This window comes from Pseudomonas sp. URMO17WK12:I11 (genome assembly GCF_007677725.1).
Taxonomy (GTDB): domain Bacteria; phylum Pseudomonadota; class Gammaproteobacteria; order Pseudomonadales; family Pseudomonadaceae; genus Aquipseudomonas.
The window spans coordinates 250,966-269,239 of record NZ_VEDF01000007.1 but is presented as its reverse complement, the minus strand read 5'-3'; the positions used below and the strand labels follow the sequence as shown (position 1 = coordinate 269,239).

14 protein-coding genes are annotated in these 18,274 nt (G+C 64.1%); 12 read left to right on the top strand and 2 right to left on the bottom strand.

What is annotated here, in order from left to right; genetic code table 11:
• Positions 1-64 precede the first annotated feature (64 nt).
• A complete protein-coding gene (locus FS665_RS15630; protein ID WP_145190190.1) occupies positions 65-607 on the bottom strand; it encodes an NUDIX hydrolase in 543 nt (180 codons plus the stop codon).
• 2 nt (positions 608-609) lie between these two features.
• Positions 610-1,677, bottom strand: coding sequence for a DUF2333 family protein (locus FS665_RS15625; RefSeq protein WP_145190187.1), 1,068 nt, complete (start codon positions 1,675-1,677; stop codon positions 610-612).
• 244 nt (positions 1,678-1,921) lie between these two features.
• Between FS665_RS15625 and FS665_RS15620 the strand changes: the two genes are divergently transcribed.
• From FS665_RS15620 to FS665_RS15565, 12 genes are all read left to right on the top strand, one after another.
• Positions 1,922-3,883: a methyl-accepting chemotaxis protein gene (locus FS665_RS15620; RefSeq protein WP_145190184.1), complete on the top strand. Its 1,962-nt coding sequence runs from the start codon at positions 1,922-1,924 to the stop codon at positions 3,881-3,883.
• A gap of 116 nt (positions 3,884-3,999) precedes the next feature.
• Positions 4,000-5,781, top strand: a complete 1,782-nt coding sequence (locus FS665_RS15615; RefSeq protein WP_145190180.1) for a protein-disulfide reductase DsbD — start codon at positions 4,000-4,002, stop codon at positions 5,779-5,781.
• A gap of 178 nt (positions 5,782-5,959) precedes the next feature.
• Complete coding sequence (gene aroQ, locus FS665_RS15610) at positions 5,960-6,412, top strand: type II 3-dehydroquinate dehydratase (RefSeq protein ID WP_027920816.1); 453 nt, start codon at positions 5,960-5,962, stop codon at positions 6,410-6,412.
• A gap of 100 nt (positions 6,413-6,512) precedes the next feature.
• Positions 6,513-6,977 carry an acetyl-CoA carboxylase biotin carboxyl carrier protein gene (gene accB, locus FS665_RS15605; protein ID WP_145190177.1) on the top strand — a complete coding sequence of 155 codons (465 nt, stop codon included), beginning with the start codon at positions 6,513-6,515 and terminating at the stop codon, positions 6,975-6,977.
• A 17-nt stretch (positions 6,978-6,994) separates the two neighbouring features.
• A complete protein-coding gene (gene accC / locus FS665_RS15600) occupies positions 6,995-8,350 on the top strand; it encodes an acetyl-CoA carboxylase biotin carboxylase subunit (RefSeq protein ID WP_145190174.1) in 1,356 nt (451 codons plus the stop codon).
• Positions 8,351-8,510: 160 nt separating this feature from the next.
• On the top strand, positions 8,511-9,389 hold the full coding sequence (gene prmA, locus FS665_RS15595; protein WP_145190172.1) for a 50S ribosomal protein L11 methyltransferase: 879 nt from the start codon (positions 8,511-8,513) through the stop codon (positions 9,387-9,389).
• Between the two features lie 43 nt (positions 9,390-9,432).
• A complete protein-coding gene (locus tag FS665_RS15590; RefSeq protein WP_145190169.1) occupies positions 9,433-10,749 on the top strand; it encodes a DUF3426 domain-containing protein in 1,317 nt (438 codons plus the stop codon).
• A gap of 202 nt (positions 10,750-10,951) precedes the next feature.
• Positions 10,952-11,965 (top strand): tRNA dihydrouridine synthase DusB, encoded by a 1,014-nt coding sequence (gene dusB / locus FS665_RS15585; RefSeq protein ID WP_145190166.1) that lies wholly within the window; start codon positions 10,952-10,954, stop codon positions 11,963-11,965.
• The gene (gene fis / locus FS665_RS15580; protein WP_008093076.1) at positions 11,962-12,282 is read left to right on the top strand and encodes a DNA-binding transcriptional regulator Fis; all 321 of its coding nucleotides are present in this window, start codon (positions 11,962-11,964) and stop codon (positions 12,280-12,282) included. Before dusB ends, fis begins: the two co-directional genes overlap by 4 nt.
• A gap of 81 nt (positions 12,283-12,363) precedes the next feature.
• On the top strand, positions 12,364-13,971 hold the full coding sequence (gene purH, locus FS665_RS15575) for a bifunctional phosphoribosylaminoimidazolecarboxamide formyltransferase/IMP cyclohydrolase (RefSeq protein ID WP_145190164.1): 1,608 nt from the start codon (positions 12,364-12,366) through the stop codon (positions 13,969-13,971).
• A gap of 72 nt (positions 13,972-14,043) precedes the next feature.
• The gene (gene purD, locus FS665_RS15570; RefSeq protein WP_145190161.1) at positions 14,044-15,339 is read left to right on the top strand and encodes a phosphoribosylamine--glycine ligase; all 1,296 of its coding nucleotides are present in this window, start codon (positions 14,044-14,046) and stop codon (positions 15,337-15,339) included.
• 136 nt (positions 15,340-15,475) lie between these two features.
• Positions 15,476-18,247 carry a hybrid sensor histidine kinase/response regulator gene (locus FS665_RS15565; RefSeq protein WP_145190158.1) on the top strand — a complete coding sequence of 924 codons (2,772 nt, stop codon included), beginning with the start codon at positions 15,476-15,478 and terminating at the stop codon, positions 18,245-18,247.
• The last annotated feature ends 27 nt before the right edge of the window (positions 18,248-18,274 follow it).

The window sequence follows — 18,274 nt, the reverse complement described above, 5'->3', positions numbered from 1 at the left end:
CGAAAAGGGCGCGCAGTGTAACGATAAATCCAGGCGTTGCTAAGTACCGGAATGCGGCATTTTCTCACGGTTTTGCGACCAGCCGCTGATAGCGCTCGAGCGCTGCCAGCGAGTCCGGGCAATACGGCTGGAGCCGGCTGGCGGCAAGTACCTGTTCGACGCTGAGAAAGCGCGCCTCGATCACCTCTTCAGGCTGCAAGCGCAGCGGCGCATCGGATACCGCAGAATACACCGCGCACCACACCCGATTGTCCGGTTGATCGAAGTAGAACCGCTCGTGAAAGCGCAACTCGGCATCCACGATGCCCAGCTCCTCGGCCAACTCGCGCGCGGCCGACTCGGCATAGGATTCGTGCGCAGCCACCATGCCGCCGGCGGCCACATCCCAGAACCCTGGATACAGCGCCTTGCTCAGCGCCCGCCGATGCACGCACAATTCACCGGCGCCGTTGAACAGCAAGATGAAAGTGCAGCGGCCGATCAGGCCACGGCTGCGCAATTCGGCCCTGGGCCGTGCGCCCAGGAGCTGGTCGCGCTCATCGACCCAGGCGACCTGCTCGCGATCAGAGGCGGCCCGATGAGCCGCCTCCTTGGCACTGATGGTCATTTTCAGCCTTGCGACAGCAGCTGGCGCAGGTCGATGACTGCCGCGTTGGCACGGGAGATGTAGTTGGCCATGACCAGCGAGTGGTTGGCCCACATGCCGAAGCCGCTGCCGTTGAGCACCATCGGGCTCCACAGTGGCTCTTGCGACGCTTCCAACTCACGAATGATCTGGCGCACGCTGACGGTGGCGTTCTTCTTCGCCAGCACGTCGGCGAAGTCGACTTCAATGGCGCGCAGCAGGTGCGACAGGGCCCAGGCCTGGCCACGGGCTTCGTAGAAGACGTTGTCGATCTGCAGCCATGGAGTCTCGACCACCTCTTCATCCACCTGCGGCGCCTGACCGGCGACCACCGACTCGGTCTTCAAGGTGGTGTTGAGCTTGACCCGACCCACGCTCGCCGACAGGCGCTGGGACAGCGAACCCAGACGGGTGGCGACGTCGCCCAACCAGTTGTTGAGGTTGTCGGCGCGGGTGTAGAAGATCGCACCCTTGTCGCCAGACGCCAGGCGCGCCTGATAGCGGCTCAGCGACTTGATGCCTTCCTCGAACTCAGATTCGCTCGATGGCAGGATCCAGCTCTTGTTGTCGAAGTTGAAGCGCGGCTCGGCCTTGGCCAGGTCGGCGTCTTCGGTGGACTGCGATTGCGACCGCGCGAAGTCCTTGCGCAACGCCCGCGACAGGTCACGCACCTGGACCAGCACGCCATATTCCCAGCTCGGCATGTTGTCCATCCACAGCCCAGGCGGGAAGCGGTCATTGGAAATGTAGCCGCCGGGCTTGCTGAGCAGGGTATCGGCAACGCTCTTGAGGGTTTCGATGGTGGTGTAACCCACTACCATCTGCTGGCCGTTGCGTTCAGCCGCGGCCTTGGCATTCTGCTGGACCGGGAACAGATCCGGCTCCTGGCTCCAGTACCAGCCCAGGCCGATGCAGACCAGCAGGTACAACCCGACCACGGTCAGCAGGGCACGGCTCCAGAGGCCGCCAAAATAGCTGCGGGCTGCGGCGCCGCGGCCATCCACACGTTCGCGGGGCTCGGCTTTGGCCTCGCGGTTTTTCCAGTCCAGCATGGCGTTGTCCTTAATCAGTCACGACGGTTCAGGGGCTTGGACCACAGGCCTGCGCCAGGGTGCCACGGCAAGCCCGCGTCGCAGCACTATAAAGCAGACACCGCCATACGCATAAGCGACCAGTGGGTCGGGCGCTGGAAATTCGTGGCGAATTACTACCAAGCCAGCGCCCGTCATCATCCAGTCACACAAGCGCAATAGCTTCAGCCACCTACCTCCACCGCCCCGCAGGAAATCAGCGGCTATGCGCCTGAAGTGGCTGACCAATCTCAATACGCTGTTACTGGTAACCGTCTGTGTCGCCTTGGGCCTGACCCTGTGGTGGTCGCAACGCGCCCTGGAGCGGCCCTATCAGATGATGGAGCGCTACCTGACCCTGTCGCAGCAGTTTCAGCGCCAGGCGGCAGGCAACATTCAGGCGTACCTGAACAGCGGCGATGCCCTGCGCCATGCCGCCGCCGTCGACGCCAACAGCGAGCTGTTGCAAGCCATCGAGCAGTGGCCGGCGCCGCTGGCTGAACAGTTGCGACCCAGCCTTGCGGCGCTGCAAGCGTTCACCGCCAACCAACTGCTGGCCGCCGGCAAGCTGGCCGGTGACCCCCAGGCCTTGTTACTGCAGGCTGAACGCGAGCTGGGGGCGAACCTGGAGCAACTGGCCGTCTACGCCCGCACCAGCGCCAGCGCCGATGCCAGCCGTTACCTGCTGCCAGTGCTCGACGCCAGCGTGCATCTGGCCAGGCTGTCGCTCAGCCGCGACAAACTGGTCAGCAGTGGCCGCGCAGAACTTGCCGAGCAGGTCGAGCGTGAGCTTCAGGCCATGCAGGCCGAGGCGCTGCGTATCGACAACTTGCCGCTGCTGGGCGTGACCCGAACCAGCGAATCCGGCGCCGACGACTTCGCCGCACTGATGGGCTTGCAGGCGCAAGGCGAGGCGACCCAGGAAGATGTCGCCGTGAGCCTCAAGCGTGAGCTGCAAAGCCTGCTGAGCCGCTACCCCGCCGAGCTGCAGCGCACCCGCGAGCAGATCGAGCAACGCGCGGCCCTGGCTACCAGCGCGCGCCAGAAGCTGGAAGCGGTGCAGGGTGCCGTTGCCGCCCTCGAGCCTCAGGTACGCGCCGAGCATGCGCAAATCGCCGGCGAAGTGCGTCTGCTGCAGGGCGCAATGATCGGCCTGATCCTGCTGATCGCCCTGCTCATCGACACCCTGCAGCGACGCCTGGCATGCACCTTGACCCAGCTGGCACCGGCGCTGTCACGCTGGGCCCAGGGCTATTTCGCCGCGCCTGTGGCGTTGGGCAAGGGCTACCGGGAGTTGCATGACATCCAGGCCTCGCTCAACCGCCTGCGTGACTACCTGGTGCAGCTGGTCGGCGCGCTGCGCGACAACGCCCAGCAGGTGGCCAGCAGCAGCCATGCCTTGGCCGACATGAGTACCGCGCTGCACCAGGGCGCTGAGCGCCAGGCAGGCGATACCGGGCAGATTCGGGATGCCCTGGGCGAGCTTGAGGCGACCATCGTGCAAGTGGCGGGCGATGCCAGTGCGGCGGCGGATGCCAGTCGAGATGCCGGGCGCGCCGTCGAGCAGGGTCAGGCGGTCATTGGCCACAGCCTTTCTGGCCTGCGCGCGCTGGTCGAAGAAGTGCAAGGCAATGCCCGGGCAATCGAGCAACTGGCCGAAGAATCGGCGACCATCGGCGGGGTGCTGACAGTGATTCGCGCGATCGCCGAACAAACCAACCTGCTGGCCTTGAATGCCGCCATCGAGGCGGCGCGGGCTGGTGAGCTGGGCCGTGGCTTTGCCGTGGTGGCCGACGAAGTGCGCTCGCTGGCCCAGCGCACCACCGGCGCAACCGGCGAGATCCAGGCGCTGATCGATCGGTTGCAACAGGCGGCGCGGCAGTCGGTGGCCGGCATGCGCGCGCAACTGCAGCACGCCGAGGCCACGGCCAATCAGGCCCAGGCCGCCGATGGCGCGCTGGACGAAATCGTCGGTGCGATTCGCACCATTGCCGATACCGCCGTGCGCATCGCCGAGGTCACCGCCCAGCAAAGCGGTGCGGTGAGCGAAATCCGCGACCACAGCGAGCGCATTCACGAACTCGGGGCCGACAACCTGCAGCGCATCGGTGAGGGTCGCGCCCAAGGTGAACAGCTGCTGAGCCTTGGCGGAGCACTGAGCAAGGCGGTAGGTGCCTTCAGGGTCTGAACACGGCCAGCGATGGCGGCACTATCAGCGGCCATGTGTCGCCCGTGGGGCTGCGCCCCTTTCAACGCCGGTCAACTTCGTTATCATGCCGGCACGTTCTACCTCGCGAGTCCGCCATGCGCCGCCTGTTTTTCCTGCTGTTCCTGCTGCTGGCCAGCCCCGTGTTTGCCAGCGGCCTGCTCGACAATCGCCCCAGCGCCACCCTGGGCGCCGCTTCGCTGGCCAACAACGCCGATTTCCTGCCCGTGCAGGAGGCGTTCAAGCTGAGCCTGGTCAAGGCCGATGCGCAGACCATCACGGTACGCTTCGTCGCCACCGACGGCTATTACCTGTACCGCCATCGCTTCAACTTCAGCAGCGAACCTGCCGAGCAGACCTTGGGCAAGCCATCGATCCCCCAGGGTGAGGCCAAGCACGACGAGTTCTTCGGCGACGTCGAGGTGTACCACGGTGTGCTCGATATCGACATCCCGCGCACCGATGCCCGCGCCTTCACCCTGCTGGTGGGGTATCAGGGCTGCGCCGACAAAGGCTTGTGCTACCCGCCGCAGACCCAACGCCTGAACATCGATGCCAGTGACGCTGCCGCTGGCTCGGCCCCCGTCGCTGGCGCTGACCAGGGCTGGCGCTGGAAGTCGCTGCTGCTGTTCTTCCTGGCAGGTGTCGGCCTGACCTTCACACCGTGCGTGCTGCCCATGCTGCCGATTCTTTCGGGCGTGGTGTTGCGCGGCCAGGTCGGGGGGCTGCGGGGCCTCGCCCTGTCATTGGCCTACGTGCTGCCAATGGCCGCCAGCTTCGCGGTGCTCGGGGCCTTGATGGGACTGTTCGGCGCCGGCCTCAATCTACAGGCGCGCCTGCAGTCGGCCTGGGTGCTGGTGCCGTTTGCGCTGTTTTTCGTGGCGTTTGCCCTGGCCATGTTCGGCCTGTTCGAACTCAAGCTGCCGCAAGCTTTGAGCAGTCGCCTGGACAGCGTGGCGAGCCGCACCAAAGGCGGTTCGCTGCTCGGCGCCGCAGTGCTCGGTGTGCTTTCCAGCCTGCTGGTTTCACCCTGCGTTTCAGCCCCGCTGGCCGGTGCACTGCTGTACATCAGTGCCAGCGGTGACGCCCTGGGCGGCGCCCTCAAGCTGTTCGCCCTGGGTCTGGGCATGGGCGCACCGCTGCTGTTGATCGCCAGCGGTGGCGCCGCCTGGCTGCCCAAGAGCGGACCGTGGCTCGACACCGTGAAAAACGCTATCGGCGTATTGTTGCTCGGCCTGGCCATCGGCCTGCTCAGCCGCATTCTGCCAGGGCCGGCCACGCTGCTGCTGGTCGGCTTGCTGGCTGCCGGCGTGGCGCTGTTTCTCGGCGCGCTGGAATTCGTCGTGAAAACGCCCCGGCAGCGCCTGGCACAATTGCTGGGACTGGCCCTGCTGGTTTACGCACTGGCCTGCTGGTACGGCGCCTTGGTCGGCAATGGCGATCCACTGCGACCGTTGCCTGCGCCTGTGCTGGCCGAGGCCAGGCAGGGCCAGCCGGCGGCTGCTGATGCGTGGCAGACCATCACGACTGCGCCAGCGCTGCAGGCTGCGCTGGACCAGGCCAAGGCTGCCGGCCAGCCGGTGGTGCTGGATTGGTACGCCGATTGGTGCATCAGCTGCAAAGTGATCGAGCGTGAAGTGCTCGGCGCACCTGCCGTGCATGCCCAGCTGAGCGGGTTCAAACTGTTGCGCCTGGATGTCACCCAGAGCAATGCAGCGCAACGGGCCTTGCTTGATCGCTATCGCCTGTTCGGCCCGCCTGCGTTGCTGTTCTTCGCGGCCAATGGCAGCGAAATGACCGCCGATCGGGTGGTTGGCGAGATAAACGCCGCCGATTTCGCGCAGATTCTCACGCGCGTACGCAGCCAACTGCAGCTATAACTCCCCAGCGCTTGGGAAATTTCGGCGGATGAGTGACCGGAACAATGAATTCGGTCACATCTTTCGCGTAAACCTCGGCCAACGTGCTGGCTATTGCCGGGAACTGGACCTTGTGGCCGCTTTGCGGCACACTCGCCGCGCTGTGTCGAATTGCCCTACAAATCCAAGGAATCCGCAGATGGCAACCCTACTGGTGCTTCACGGCCCCAACCTGAACTTGCTCGGGACTCGCGAACCGGGCCACTACGGCGCCGTGACCCTGGCCCAGATCAACCAGGACCTGGAGCAACGCGCCCGCGCCGCAGGCCACCATCTGCAGTACCTGCAGAGCAATGCTGAGTATGAGCTGATCGAGCGTATTCACGCCGCACGCAACGAGGGTGTCGACTTCATCCTGATCAATCCGGCGGCTTTCACCCACACAAGCGTCGCATTACGTGACGCATTGCTTGCGGTGAGCATCCCATTCATCGAAGTGCACCTGTCCAACGTGCACAAACGCGAACCGTTCCGTCATCACTCCTACTTTTCCGACGTAGCCGTGGGAGTGATCTGCGGCCTGGGCGCCAGCGGTTATCGCCTGGCCCTGGAGTCCGCTCTGGAACAATTGGCTGCCAACGCACAGCCCTGATAAAGAAAACCCTGGCTCACGCGAGCCGGGGCTCGAGAGAAACGTTCAGTTACGTTTTTAAATTTCGCCCCCTGACCGAACCTTTGGGAGTTGATGATTAATGGATATCCGTAAAGTCAAGAAACTGATCGAGCTGCTGGAAGAGTCTGGCATCGACGAGCTGGAGATCAAGGAAGGCGAAGAGTCGGTCCGCATCAGCCGTCACAGCAAGACCCCAGCTGCCCAGCAGTTCTACGCACCGGCGCCAATGGCCGCCGCACCTGCTGCCGCTCCAGCGCCAGTGGCTGCTGCTGCTGCACCTGCTGCCGAAGCGGCTGCCCCGGCCCTGAAAGGCAACGTGGTGCGCTCGCCCATGGTCGGCACCTTCTACCGCAAGCCGTCGCCGACCTCGCCGAACTTCGCTGAAGTCGGCCAGAGCGTGAAGAAAGGCGACACCCTGTGCATCGTCGAAGCCATGAAGATGATGAACCACATCGAAGCCGAGTTTGGCGGTGTCATCGACGCCATCCTGGTGGAAGACGGCCAGCCGGTTGAGTTCGACCAGCCGCTGTTCACCATCGTTTGAATCGCGGAGAGCCAACGATGTCTGGGAAGCTCGAAAAAGTCCTGATCGCCAACCGCGGGGAAATTGCCCTGCGGATCCTGCGTGCCTGCAAAGAGCTGGGCATCAAGACCGTCGCCGTGCACTCCACAGCTGACCGGGAACTGATGCACCTGGGCCTGGCAGACGAGTCGGTGTGCATCGGCCCCGCAGCGTCCAAGGATTCCTACCTGAAGATCCCGGCGATCATCGCTGCCGCCGAAGTCACCGGCGCCACGGCAATCCACCCGGGTTACGGCTTCCTCGCGGAAAACGCCGATTTCGCCGAGCAGGTAGAAAAATCCGGTTTCGCCTTCATCGGCCCGAAAGCCGACACCATCCGCCTGATGGGCGACAAGGTGTCGGCCAAGGACGCGATGATCAAGTCCGGCGTACCGACCGTGCCAGGCTCCGATGGCCCGCTGCCCGAAGACGAAGAGGTCGCCCTGGCGATCGCCCGTGACGTCGGCTACCCGGTGATCATCAAGGCCGCTGGCGGCGGCGGTGGACGCGGCATGCGCGTGGTGCACAAGGAAGAGGACCTGATCGCCTCGGCCAAGCTCACCCGCACCGAAGCCGGTGCAGCCTTCGGCAACCCGATGGTGTACCTGGAGAAGTTCCTGACCAACCCACGCCACGTCGAAGTCCAGGTACTGTCCGACGGCCAGGGCAACGCCGTCCACCTGGGCGACCGTGACTGCTCGCTGCAGCGCCGTCACCAGAAGGTCCTGGAAGAGGCCCCGGCCCCAGGGATCGACGAAAAGGCGCGTCAGGAAGTCTTCAAGCGTTGCGTCGATGCATGTATCGAAATCGGCTACCGCGGTGCGGGTACCTTCGAGTTCCTGTACGAGAACGGCCGTTTCTACTTCATCGAGATGAACACCCGCGTGCAGGTCGAGCACCCGGTGTCGGAGATGGTCACCGGTATCGACATCGTCAAGGAGATGCTCAGCATCGCCGCTGGCAACAAGCTGTCGTTCCGCCAGGAAGACGTGGTCATCCGTGGTCACTCGCTGGAATGCCGGATCAACGCCGAAGACCCGAAGAAGTTCATTCCAAGCCCCGGCAAGGTCAAGCACTTCCACGCCCCCGGCGGCAACGGCGTGCGCGTCGATTCGCACCTGTACAGCGGTTACTCGGTACCGCCGAACTACGACTCGCTGATCGGCAAGTTGATCACCTACGGCAAGGACCGCGACGAAGCCATGGCGCGCATGCGCAATGCGCTGGACGAAATCGTCGTCGACGGCATCAAGACCAACATCCCGCTGCACCGCGACCTGGTGCGTGATGAAGGTTTCTGCGCAGGCGGCGTGAACATCCACTACCTCGAGCACAAACTGGCCAACCAGGAGTGATCGCCCTAGCGTGATGCCCCAAGACCCCGGACGTGTTCCGGGGTTTTTTATTGCCTGTCAGCTGCAGCGAGCCTGCTCTACAAACCCCCTGCACTCGCGTAAACTGCCAGCCTTCGCGCAGCCTAGGGCTGCCCCTGTCGATTTTCCAAAGGTGCCCGCCATGCCTTGGCTGCAAGTACGCCTGGCCATCAACCCAGAACAAGCCGAAACCTACGAAGACGCCCTGCTTGAAGTGGGCGCCGTCTCGGTCACGTTCATGGACGCCGAAGACCAGCCGATCTTCGAACCCGACCTCAATACCACCCCGCTGTGGTCGCACACCCATCTGCTGGCCCTTTTCGAAGCCGATGCCGAACCCGAGGCCGTCTTCGCCCATCTGCAACTGCTGACCGGCGCTAACTTGCCCGAGCATCAGGCCGAGGTGATCGAAGACCAGGACTGGGAACGCAGCTGGATGGACGGTTTCCAGCCGATGCGCTTTGGCCAGCGCCTGTGGATCGTGCCGAGCTGGCACGATGCGCCGGAGAAAGACGCAGTCAACCTGCTGCTCGATCCGGGCCTGGCGTTCGGTACCGGTACGCACCCAACCACCGCGCTGTGCCTGGAATGGCTGGATGGCCAGGCACTGCAAGGCACGCAGGTTCTGGACTTCGGCTGCGGCTCGGGCATCCTTGCCATCGCCGCGCTGTTGCTCGGTGCCCGCGAGGCGGTCGGTACCGACATCGACGTGCAGGCCATCGAAGCCTCGCGGGATAACGCCCAGCGCAACGGCATCGCCGATGACAAGCTGGCGCTCTACCTGCCGGAACAGCTGCCGGCCATGCAGGCCGACGTGCTGGTCGCCAACATCCTGGCCGGGCCGTTGGTGTCACTGGCGTCGCAGCTGCGCGGGCTGGTTCGCCCTGGTGGCTTGCTGGCATTGTCGGGCATCCTCGCCGAACAGGGTGAGGAAGTCGCCGCAGCCTACGCTGCCGACTTCGAGCTGGACCCGATCGTCGTGCGCGACGGCTGGGTGCGCATCAGTGGGCGGCGCCGCTAAGCGGGCCTAAACTACCTTTTTCGTACAGCTCCCGGATCGCCGCATGACCGACAGTTTCGTCACCCAGTGCCCGCATTGCCAGACCAGCTTTCGCGTCACCCACCAGCAACTGAGCGTGGCCCGTGGCGTCGTGCGCTGCGGTCACTGCCTGCAGGTGTTCAATGCGGCCAAGCAGCTGTTGGAGCAGAACCGCGCCGCCCCCGGCCCCGCTGCCGAGCAGCCGGCCGCGGCGCCACTCGCACCGACGACCGCGCCTGAGCCTTCGCCCAGCGCAACGCCGGCGGTGGCCAAGGATGACTGGACCCTCACCGCACAAGCCCTGGATGAACTGGACCTGGATCAGGAGCTGGCCCGTCTCGAACGCCGCGGCGAGCGTACCGAGCCACGCGCCGAAGCCGTTGCCGACAACCTCCAGGCCCGGCGCGATGAACCGGTCAGCGACCAGCAGCATGACGTGCCGTTCGGCACGGCTAGCGACGATGCCCATGAGCCCGAAGCGTCCGAGGAGCCGATGCCGCTGCTGCTGGACGAACAGCCGCCTGAAGTGCAGGCAGACGCGCGCACCGAACCCACCCTCGGCGCTCGCCTGGACCTCGACCTGGACGACCTTGCGCCCACGCCCGTCCAGACCGACGCCGCATCGACGGCTCGTTTCGATGACAACGACGATGACATGGTCCACGAAAAAGGCCTGAGCGCTCGAGACGACGACAGCGACTCGCATCTATTGGCCGATCATGACGAACTGCATCAGCCAGAGCCTGGCGAGCGCCTGGAACCGGGCCTCGCTGCCCGGCCGGAGCGCCCGACGCGCAAGGAGCCGTTGGTCGATGTGGTGGACGATCCGCTGCAACTGGGCTGGGAAAAGCCTGCACCGAACTGGGGCAAGCGCTTGCTGTGGGGTACACTGACCCTGCTGGCGGCAGCCCTGCTGGCCTTCCAGTATGTATGGTTTCACTTCGACGAAATGGCCCGTCAGGACCAATACCGGCCGCTCTTCCAGCAGCTGTGCCCGGTGCTGGGCTGCGAGGTGCCCACCCGGGTCGATATCGGCCGCATCAAAAGCAGCAACCTGGTGGTGCGCAGCCATCCGGACTTCAACGGCGCCCTGATCGTCGATGCGATCATCTACAACCGCGCGCCGTTCGCCCAACCCTTTCCGCTGCTGGAGCTGCGCTTTGCCGATCTCAACGGCCAGCTGATCGCCAGCCGCCGCTTCAAGCCCAGCGAGTATCTGTCCGGCGAGCTGGCAGGGCGCGGCGAAATGCCCAGCCAGACACCGATCCACATCGCCCTCGACATCCTCGACCCAGGCCCGAAGGCGGTGAACTACAGCTTGAGCTTCCGCTCGCCGGAATAAGCGACAAGCGGCGAGCTGCACGCCACAGGACGAACGAGCCGATAGCCGGCCTGTTCGCTCCTGCAGCTTGGAGCTCGCCCCTTGCAGCGCCCCCAATTGTTCAGATTTTATCCAAATCCATCTTTATCCGGTCATCGAGAGCGGGTATCATGCGATCCCTTTTTCGAACTCCAAAGATTCGGCCCCACAACAGGGAACACCTATGTCGGCGGTACGCATCGGCCCTTACACACTACGCAACAACCTGATCCTCGCGCCCATGGCCGGGGTCACGGACCAGCCTTTCCGTACACTTTGCCAGCGCCTCGGCGCTGGCATGGTGGTGTCGGAGATGGTCAGCAGCGACATGAGCCTGTGGAACAGCCGCAAGTCCAGCCTGCGCCGCATCCATGAAGGCGATCCCGAGCCGCGCTCGGTACAGATCGCCGGTGGCGACGCGCAGATGATGGCAGCGGCAGCACGGGCCAATGTCGAGGCTGGCGCCCAGATCATCGATATCAACATGGGCTGTCCGGCCAAAAAAGTCTGCAACAAAGCTGCAGGCTCTGCTTTATTGAGAGATGAAGCATTGGTAGCCGAGATTCTCCACGCCGTGGTCGGCGCAGTGGAGGTTCCGGTGACCTTGAAGATCCGCACCGGCTGGGACCGGGCGAACAAGAACGGCCTGAACGTGGCGAAGATTGCCGAACAGGCTGGCATCCAGGCGCTGGCGGTGCATGGCCGTACACGCGCCGACCTGTACACCGGCGACGCCGAATACGAGACCATCGCGGCCATCAAGCAGGCGGTGTCGATCCCGGTTTTCGCCAACGGCGACATCACCTCGCCGGAGAAGGCCCGGGCGGTGCTGGACGCCACCGGTGTCGATGGCCTGCTGATTGGCCGGGCTGCCCAAGGGCGGCCGTGGATCTTTCGCGAGATCGAGCATTTTTTGCGGACCGGCCAGCATTTGCCAGCCCCGCAGTTGGACGAAGTGGAACGCATCCTGCTGGAGCACCTGGCCGCGCTGCATGCCTTCTATGGCGATGTGATGGGCGTGCGTATCGCCCGCAAGCACGTGGGCTGGTATCTGGCAACACGACCCGGCGGCAAGGAGTTTCGCTCCCGGTTCAACGCTTTGGAAGACACACAAGCGCAGTGCGCCAACGTTCGCGAGTACTTCAGCGAGCGTCGACAGAGCCTTGAGACAGAGGACGGACAAGGGGTGGCCGCATGACGATGATGACCGAGACATTAGTGAGTGGAACAACGCCCGTGAGCGACAACGCCAACCTCAAACAGCACCTCAACACGCCGAGCGAAGAGGGCCAGACCCTTCGCGACAGCGTCGAGAAGGCGCTGCACAACTACTTCGCACACCTGGAAGGCGCGACCGTCACGGACGTGTACAACCTGGTGCTCTCCGAAGTCGAGGCGCCCCTGCTCGAGAGCGTGATGAACTACGTGAAGGGCAACCAGACCAAGGCCAGCGAGATGCTCGGTCTCAACCGTGGCACCCTGCGCAAGAAGCTCAAGCAGTACGACTTGTTGTAAAGCCAGAATCCCAATCAGAAAAGGCGGCCTCTGCGAAGAGACGCCTTTTTTGCTGACTCCACCGCGTTATTGGAATCCGAAATGACCGACCAGACTACCCGCCTGCCAGTCCGCCGCGCCCTGATCAGCGTCTCCGACAAGACCGGTATCCTCGAATTCGCCCGTGAGCTGCAACAGCTCGGTGTCGAGATCCTGTCCACCGGCGGCACCTACAAGCTGCTCAAGGACAACGGCGTCGACGCGGTGGAAGTGGCCGACTACACAGGCTTCGCCGAAATGATGGACGGCCGGGTCAAGACCCTGCACCCGAAAATCCACGGCGGCATCCTCGGTCGTCGCGGCACCGACGACGCCATCATGAACGAACACGGGATCAAGCCGATCGATCTGGTCGCGGTGAACCTGTACCCGTTCGAAGCCACCATTGCCAAGCCAGGTTGCGACCTGCCGACCGCCATCGAGAACATCGACATCGGCGGTCCGACCATGGTTCGTTCGGCGGCCAAGAACCACAAGGATGTCGCCATCGTGGTCAACGCCGGCGACTACGCCAGCGTGCTCGCCGGCCTCAAGGCCGGCGGCCTGACCTACGCCCAGCGCTTCGACCTGATGCTCAAGGCGTTCGAACACACCGCCGCCTACGACGGCATGATCGCCAACTACATGGGCACCATCGATCAAGGCCAAGACACCCTGTCGACCGCCGAGCGCAGCGAATTCCCACGTACCTTCAACAGCCAGTTCGTCAAGGCTCAGGAGATGCGCTACGGCGAGAACCCGCACCAGAGCGCGGCGTTCTACGTCGAAGCGAAAAAAGGCGAAGCCAGCATCTCCACCGCCGTGCAGCTGCAAGGCAAAGAGCTGTCGTTCAATAACGTGGCCGACACCGACGCAGCGCTCGAATGCGTCAAGAGCTTCGTCAAGCCAGCCTGCGTGATCGTCAAGCACGCCAACCCGTGCGGCGTGGCGGTGGTACCGGAAGAGGAAGGCGGCATTCGCAAGGCCTACGACCTGGCCTATGCCACCGACACCGAATCGGCCTTCGGCGGCATCATCGCCTTCAACCGCGAGCTCGATGGCGAAACCGCCAAGGCGATCGTCGAGCGTCAGTTCGTCGAGGTGATCATCGCCCCGAAAATCTCCCAGGCTGCCCGCGACGTGGTCGCCGCCAAGCAGAACGTGCGTCTTTTGGAGTGCGGCGAGTGGCCAGCCGAGCGTGCCGCCGGGTGGGACTTCAAGCGCGTCAATGGCGGGCTGCTGGTGCAGAGCCGCGACATCGGCATGATCGGTGCCGATGACCTGAAGATCGTCACCCAGCGCGCGCCGACCGAGCAGGAAATCCACGACTTGGTATTCGCCTGGAAAGTGGCCAAGTTCGTCAAGTCCAACGCCATCGTCTACGCCAAGCAGCGCCAGACCATCGGTGTCGGCGCCGGCCAGATGAGCCGCGTCAACTCGGCCCGCATCGCCGCGATCAAGGCTGAGCACGCTGGCCTGCAGGTTCAGGGTGCCGTGATGGCCTCGGATGCCTTCTTCCCGTTCCGTGATGGCATCGACAACGCCGCCAAGGCGGGTATCAGCGCCGTGATCCAGCCAGGTGGTTCGATGCGCGATGCCGAAGTGATCGCCGCTGCTGACGAAGCCGGCATCGCCATGGTGTTCACCGGCATGCGCCACTTCCGCCACTAATCAAGATGGCCGCCGATCCTCGCTCGCACAGCAGAACCGGGATCGGCGCCAACCAGAATTCGAGGTTTTGACATGAAAGTTTTGATCATTGGCAGCGGCGGCCGTGAGCACGCCCTGGCCTGGAAAGTCGCCCAGGACCCACGGGTGGAGAAAGTCTTCGTGGCACCGGGCAATGCCGGTACTGCCACCGAGGCCAAGTGCGAGAACGTCGCCATCGACGTCTGCGCCCTGGAACAACTGGCAGACTTCGCCGAGAAGCACGTCGACCTGACCATCGTCGGCCCGGAAGCGCCGCTGGTGATTGGCGTGGTCGACCTGTTCCGCAGCCGCGGCCTGGACTGCTTCGGTCCAACCCAGGGCGCTGCGCAACTGGAAGGCTCCAAAGCCTTCACCAAGGACTTCCTGGCGCGCCACAAGATCCCGACCGCCGACTACCAGAATTTCACCGAAATCGAGCCAGCCCTGGCCTATCTGCAGGAAAAAGGCGCGCCGATCGTGATCAAGGCCGACGGCCTGGCCGCTGGCAAAGGCGTGATCGTCGCCATGACCCTCGAAGAAGCCGAGGCTGCCGTGCGTGACATGCTGGCCGGCAATGCCTTCGGCGACGCCGGTTCGCGGGTGGTCATCGAAGAGTTCCTGGACGGCGAGGAAGCCAGCTTCATCGTCATGGTCGACGGCCACAACGTGTTGCCAATGGCCACCAGCCAGGACCACAAGCGCGTCGGCGATCAGGACACTGGGCCGAACACCGGTGGCATGGGCGCCTACTCCCCTGCCCCGGTCGTTACCGCCGATGTGCACCAGCGCGTGATGGACCAAGTGATCTGGCCGACCGTGCGCGGCATGGCCGAAGAAGGCAACGTCTACACCGGTTTCCTCTATGCAGGCCTGATGATCGACAAGGCGGGCAACCCCAAGGTCATCGAGTTCAACTGCCGTTTCGGCGATCCTGAAACCCAGCCCGTCATGCTGCGCCTGGAGTCGAGCCTGGTGCTGCTGATCGAGGCCGCCTTCGCCAAGGCACTGGACAAGGTCGAAGCGCAGTGGGACCCACGGCCGAGCCTCGGTGTGGTCCTGGCCGCTGGTGGCTATCCAGGCGACTACGCCAAAGGTGATGTGATCCAGGGTCTGGAGGCCGCCGCCGCGATCGAAGGCAAGGTGTTCCATGCCGGCACTTCGCTCAAGGATGGTCACGTGGTTACCAGCGGCGGCCGCGTGCTGTGCGCCACTGCCATGGGCGCCAGCGTTGCCGATGCCCAGCAGCAAGCCTACCGTCTGGCCAAGCAAGTGAGCTGGAACGGCAGCTTCTATCGCACCGACATCGGCTACCGGGCGATTGCCCGCGAACGCGGTGAGCACCAGCAGTAAATTTCACCGGTTTTGCCGCAGCGCCACGTGCCTGCGGCATCCGGCTCGTCGACAGGGCTCCGGAAGGGCCTTGCCTTCGCGTTGGCACGCCGCGCATAGTAAGTGCCTGGCACATCGGCTAGGAAGGGATCTCGTAGTGCGTCGGCTTCGGATTGCCACAGCTCTGATCGTCAGCTTGCTGACCCTGCTCTGCCTGCGTGCGGCTTCGGCCGACGACGGCGTGGGATGGTCGGCGCTGCTCGATGAACAGGCCAATCTGCAACTCTCCGACGTACGTTCGGACCGCTATCGCAGTCAGTTCAGCCCCACTACGCTGGGCGAGCTGGACGCCGCCCCTGCCGAGCAGGCGCTGTGGTTGCATTACCGTCTGGAGCCGGGCGATCAGGAGCAGTTGCTGCGCATCTTCGCCCCGGACCTGTCGCGCCTGGACTTGTACGCCCTGGATGGCCAACGCCTGGTACGCCAACTGCACCATGGGCGTGAAGGCGGCAAGGCCGACCCGACGCTGCGCGGCAGCGATCACGTGTTGCCCCTGCCCAACAGCCAGCAACCGCTGGACATTTACCTGCGGTTGGTCTCCGAGCACCAACTGCGCCCGGCGATCACCTTGGAATCAGCCGCCGTGGCTGCCTCCGATCGCAGCCAGCCGCTGCTGTTCGGCATGCTGTTCGGCGGCCTGGTGATGCTCATCTTGCATAACCTGATCCGTTTTCTCTACACCCGCTCCGGTACCACACTGTATCTGGCGCTCTACCACAGCCTGATGTTGCTCAGCGGTTTGATCCTGCTCAACCTCAGCGGGCCGTGGTGGCACCTGTGGCACAGTGCGCAAACCCCGGCGGCCTACCTGACCCTGGTATTGGCTGGGCTGTCGGGTTTGTATTTCACCCAGCATTTCTTCGCAGCCTGCAGCGCACCGCGGCTCAACCGTTTGCTGCAAGGCGAGATGCTGGTCGCCGCCGTGAGCGGGCTGGTGCTGCTGTTCGTCGACACCTTGCCGCTGAACCTGATGACCTACGCGCTGTTAGCCATCGGCAGCATGACCATGCTGCTGACCAGCTGCTATCACTGGTACAAGGGCTATGCCCCGGCACGGCTGTTCACCCTGGCCATGCTGGTCTTCAACCTGGGCGGCCTAGTGCTGTTGCCGGCACTGCTGGGCCTGACCCGTACCTCGACACCCTGGCTGCTGTGCATCCTGCTCGGCCTGACGGTCACCAGCGGGCTGCTGCTCAACCTGGCGGTGAGCGAGCGGCTGCGGCGCATGAGCGAAGAGCGCTTCAGCGCCAGCCGCGCATTGGCCGCCAGTGATGCGGAAATCAATGCAAAAGCAGAATTTCTGGCCAAGATCAGCCATGAAATCCGCACGCCGATGAACGGCGTGTTAGGCATGACCGAATTGCTGCTCGGAACGCCGCTGTCGGTCAAGCAGCGTGACTACGTGCAGACCATTCACAGCGCCGGCAACGAGCTGCTGACGCTGATCAACGAGATTCTCGACATCTCCAAGCTCGAATCTCGGCAGATCGAGCTCGATGACGTGCAGTTCGACCTCAACGCGTTGATCGAAGATTGCCTCAACATCTTCCGCGCCAAGGCCGAGCAGCAGAACATTGAATTGATCAGTTTCACCCAGCCACAGGTACCGCGGGTCATCAGCGGCGATCCCACGCGCCTGCGCCAGGCGTTGTCGAGCCTGCTGGAGAACGCCCTGAAAAACACCGGTCACGGCGAGATCCTCCTGGTCGTGGCGCTGGACCAGCGCGGCGACAATCCGCGCCTGCGCATCGCCGTGCAGGACAGCGGCGAGCCACTGCCCGCCGCTGAGCGCGAAGCGCTGCTGCAGGCCGAGCTGCATAGCCATCACTTCCTCTCCAGCAACAAGCTCGGCGGGCATCTGGGGCTGATCATCGCCAAGCAGTTGATCGGCCTGATGCAAGGTGAGTTTGGCATCAAGAGCAGCACCAGCATGGGCAACACCCTGTGGCTGACCCTGCCCCTTGACCCTTCGCGCCTGGAGCAACCCCCTGCCGACCTCGACGGGCCGTTGCGTGATGCGCGGGTGCTGGTGGTGGACGACAACGACACCTGTCGCAAGGTGCTGGTGCAGCAATGCAGCGCGTGGGGCATGAACGTCAGCGCGGTGCCTTCAGGCAAGGAAGCCCTGGCGCTGCTGCGCACCAAGGCGCACCTGCGCGACTACTTCGACGCCGTGCTACTGGACCAGAACATGCCCGGCATGACCGGCATGCAGCTGGCCGCCAAGATCAAGGAAGACCCGAGCCTGAACCACGACATCCTGGTGGTCATGCTCACCGGCATCAGCAACGCGCCAAGCAAGGTCATTGCCCGCAACGCAGGCATCAAGCGCATCCTGGCCAAACCGGTGGCCGGCTACACGCTGAAAACCACCCTGGCCGAAGAACTGGCCCAACGCGGCCGCGAGCAGGCCATCCCAACGGCGCTGTCAGCCGCTCCGGCTGCGCTCGAGCTGCCCAGCGACTTCCGGGTGCTGGTCGCCGAAGACAACAGTATTTCGACCAAGGTGATCCGCGGCATGCTGGGCAAGCTCAACCTGCAGCCCGACACGGCCAGCAATGGCGAAGAGGCGCTGCAAGCCATGAAAGCCCAGCGCTACGACCTGGTGTTGATGGACTGCGAAATGCCGGTGCTCGATGGCTTCTCTGCCACCCAGCAGTTGCGCGCCTGGGAATCCACCCAGCGACGCCAGCGTACGCCAGTGGTAGCGCTGACCGCGCACATTCTCGCCGAACACAAGGAACGCGCACGGCTCGCCGGGATGGATGGGCATATGGCCAAGCCGGTCGAGCTCTCGCAGCTGCGTGAATTGATCCAGTACTGGGCCGATCAGCGCCAGGCCCAGGCCAATCCTGCGCCGACATCCTGAGCCAGGCACTTGCAGCCGTGGGCTCGG

Bases quoted from the DNA above. Each gene is read 5' to 3' on its own strand.
- FS665_RS15630 (WP_145190190.1), bottom strand. From the start codon at position 607: ATGACCATCAGTGCCAAGGAGGCGGCTCATCGGGCCGCCTCTGATCGC.
- FS665_RS15625 (WP_145190187.1), bottom strand. From the start codon at position 1,677: ATGCTGGACTGGAAAAACCGCGAGGCCAAAGCCGAGCCCCGCGAACGT.
- FS665_RS15620 (WP_145190184.1), top strand. From the start codon at position 1,922: ATGCGCCTGAAGTGGCTGACCAATCTCAATACGCTGTTACTGGTAACC.
- FS665_RS15615 (WP_145190180.1), top strand. From the start codon at position 4,000: ATGCGCCGCCTGTTTTTCCTGCTGTTCCTGCTGCTGGCCAGCCCCGTG.
- aroQ (WP_027920816.1), top strand. From the start codon at position 5,960: ATGGCAACCCTACTGGTGCTTCACGGCCCCAACCTGAACTTGCTCGGG.
- accB (WP_145190177.1), top strand. From the start codon at position 6,513: ATGGATATCCGTAAAGTCAAGAAACTGATCGAGCTGCTGGAAGAGTCT.
- accC (WP_145190174.1), top strand. From the start codon at position 6,995: ATGTCTGGGAAGCTCGAAAAAGTCCTGATCGCCAACCGCGGGGAAATT.
- prmA (WP_145190172.1), top strand. From the start codon at position 8,511: ATGCCTTGGCTGCAAGTACGCCTGGCCATCAACCCAGAACAAGCCGAA.
- FS665_RS15590 (WP_145190169.1), top strand. From the start codon at position 9,433: ATGACCGACAGTTTCGTCACCCAGTGCCCGCATTGCCAGACCAGCTTT.
- dusB (WP_145190166.1), top strand. From the start codon at position 10,952: ATGTCGGCGGTACGCATCGGCCCTTACACACTACGCAACAACCTGATC.
- fis (WP_008093076.1), top strand. From the start codon at position 11,962: ATGACGATGATGACCGAGACATTAGTGAGTGGAACAACGCCCGTGAGC.
- purH (WP_145190164.1), top strand. From the start codon at position 12,364: ATGACCGACCAGACTACCCGCCTGCCAGTCCGCCGCGCCCTGATCAGC.
- purD (WP_145190161.1), top strand. From the start codon at position 14,044: ATGAAAGTTTTGATCATTGGCAGCGGCGGCCGTGAGCACGCCCTGGCC.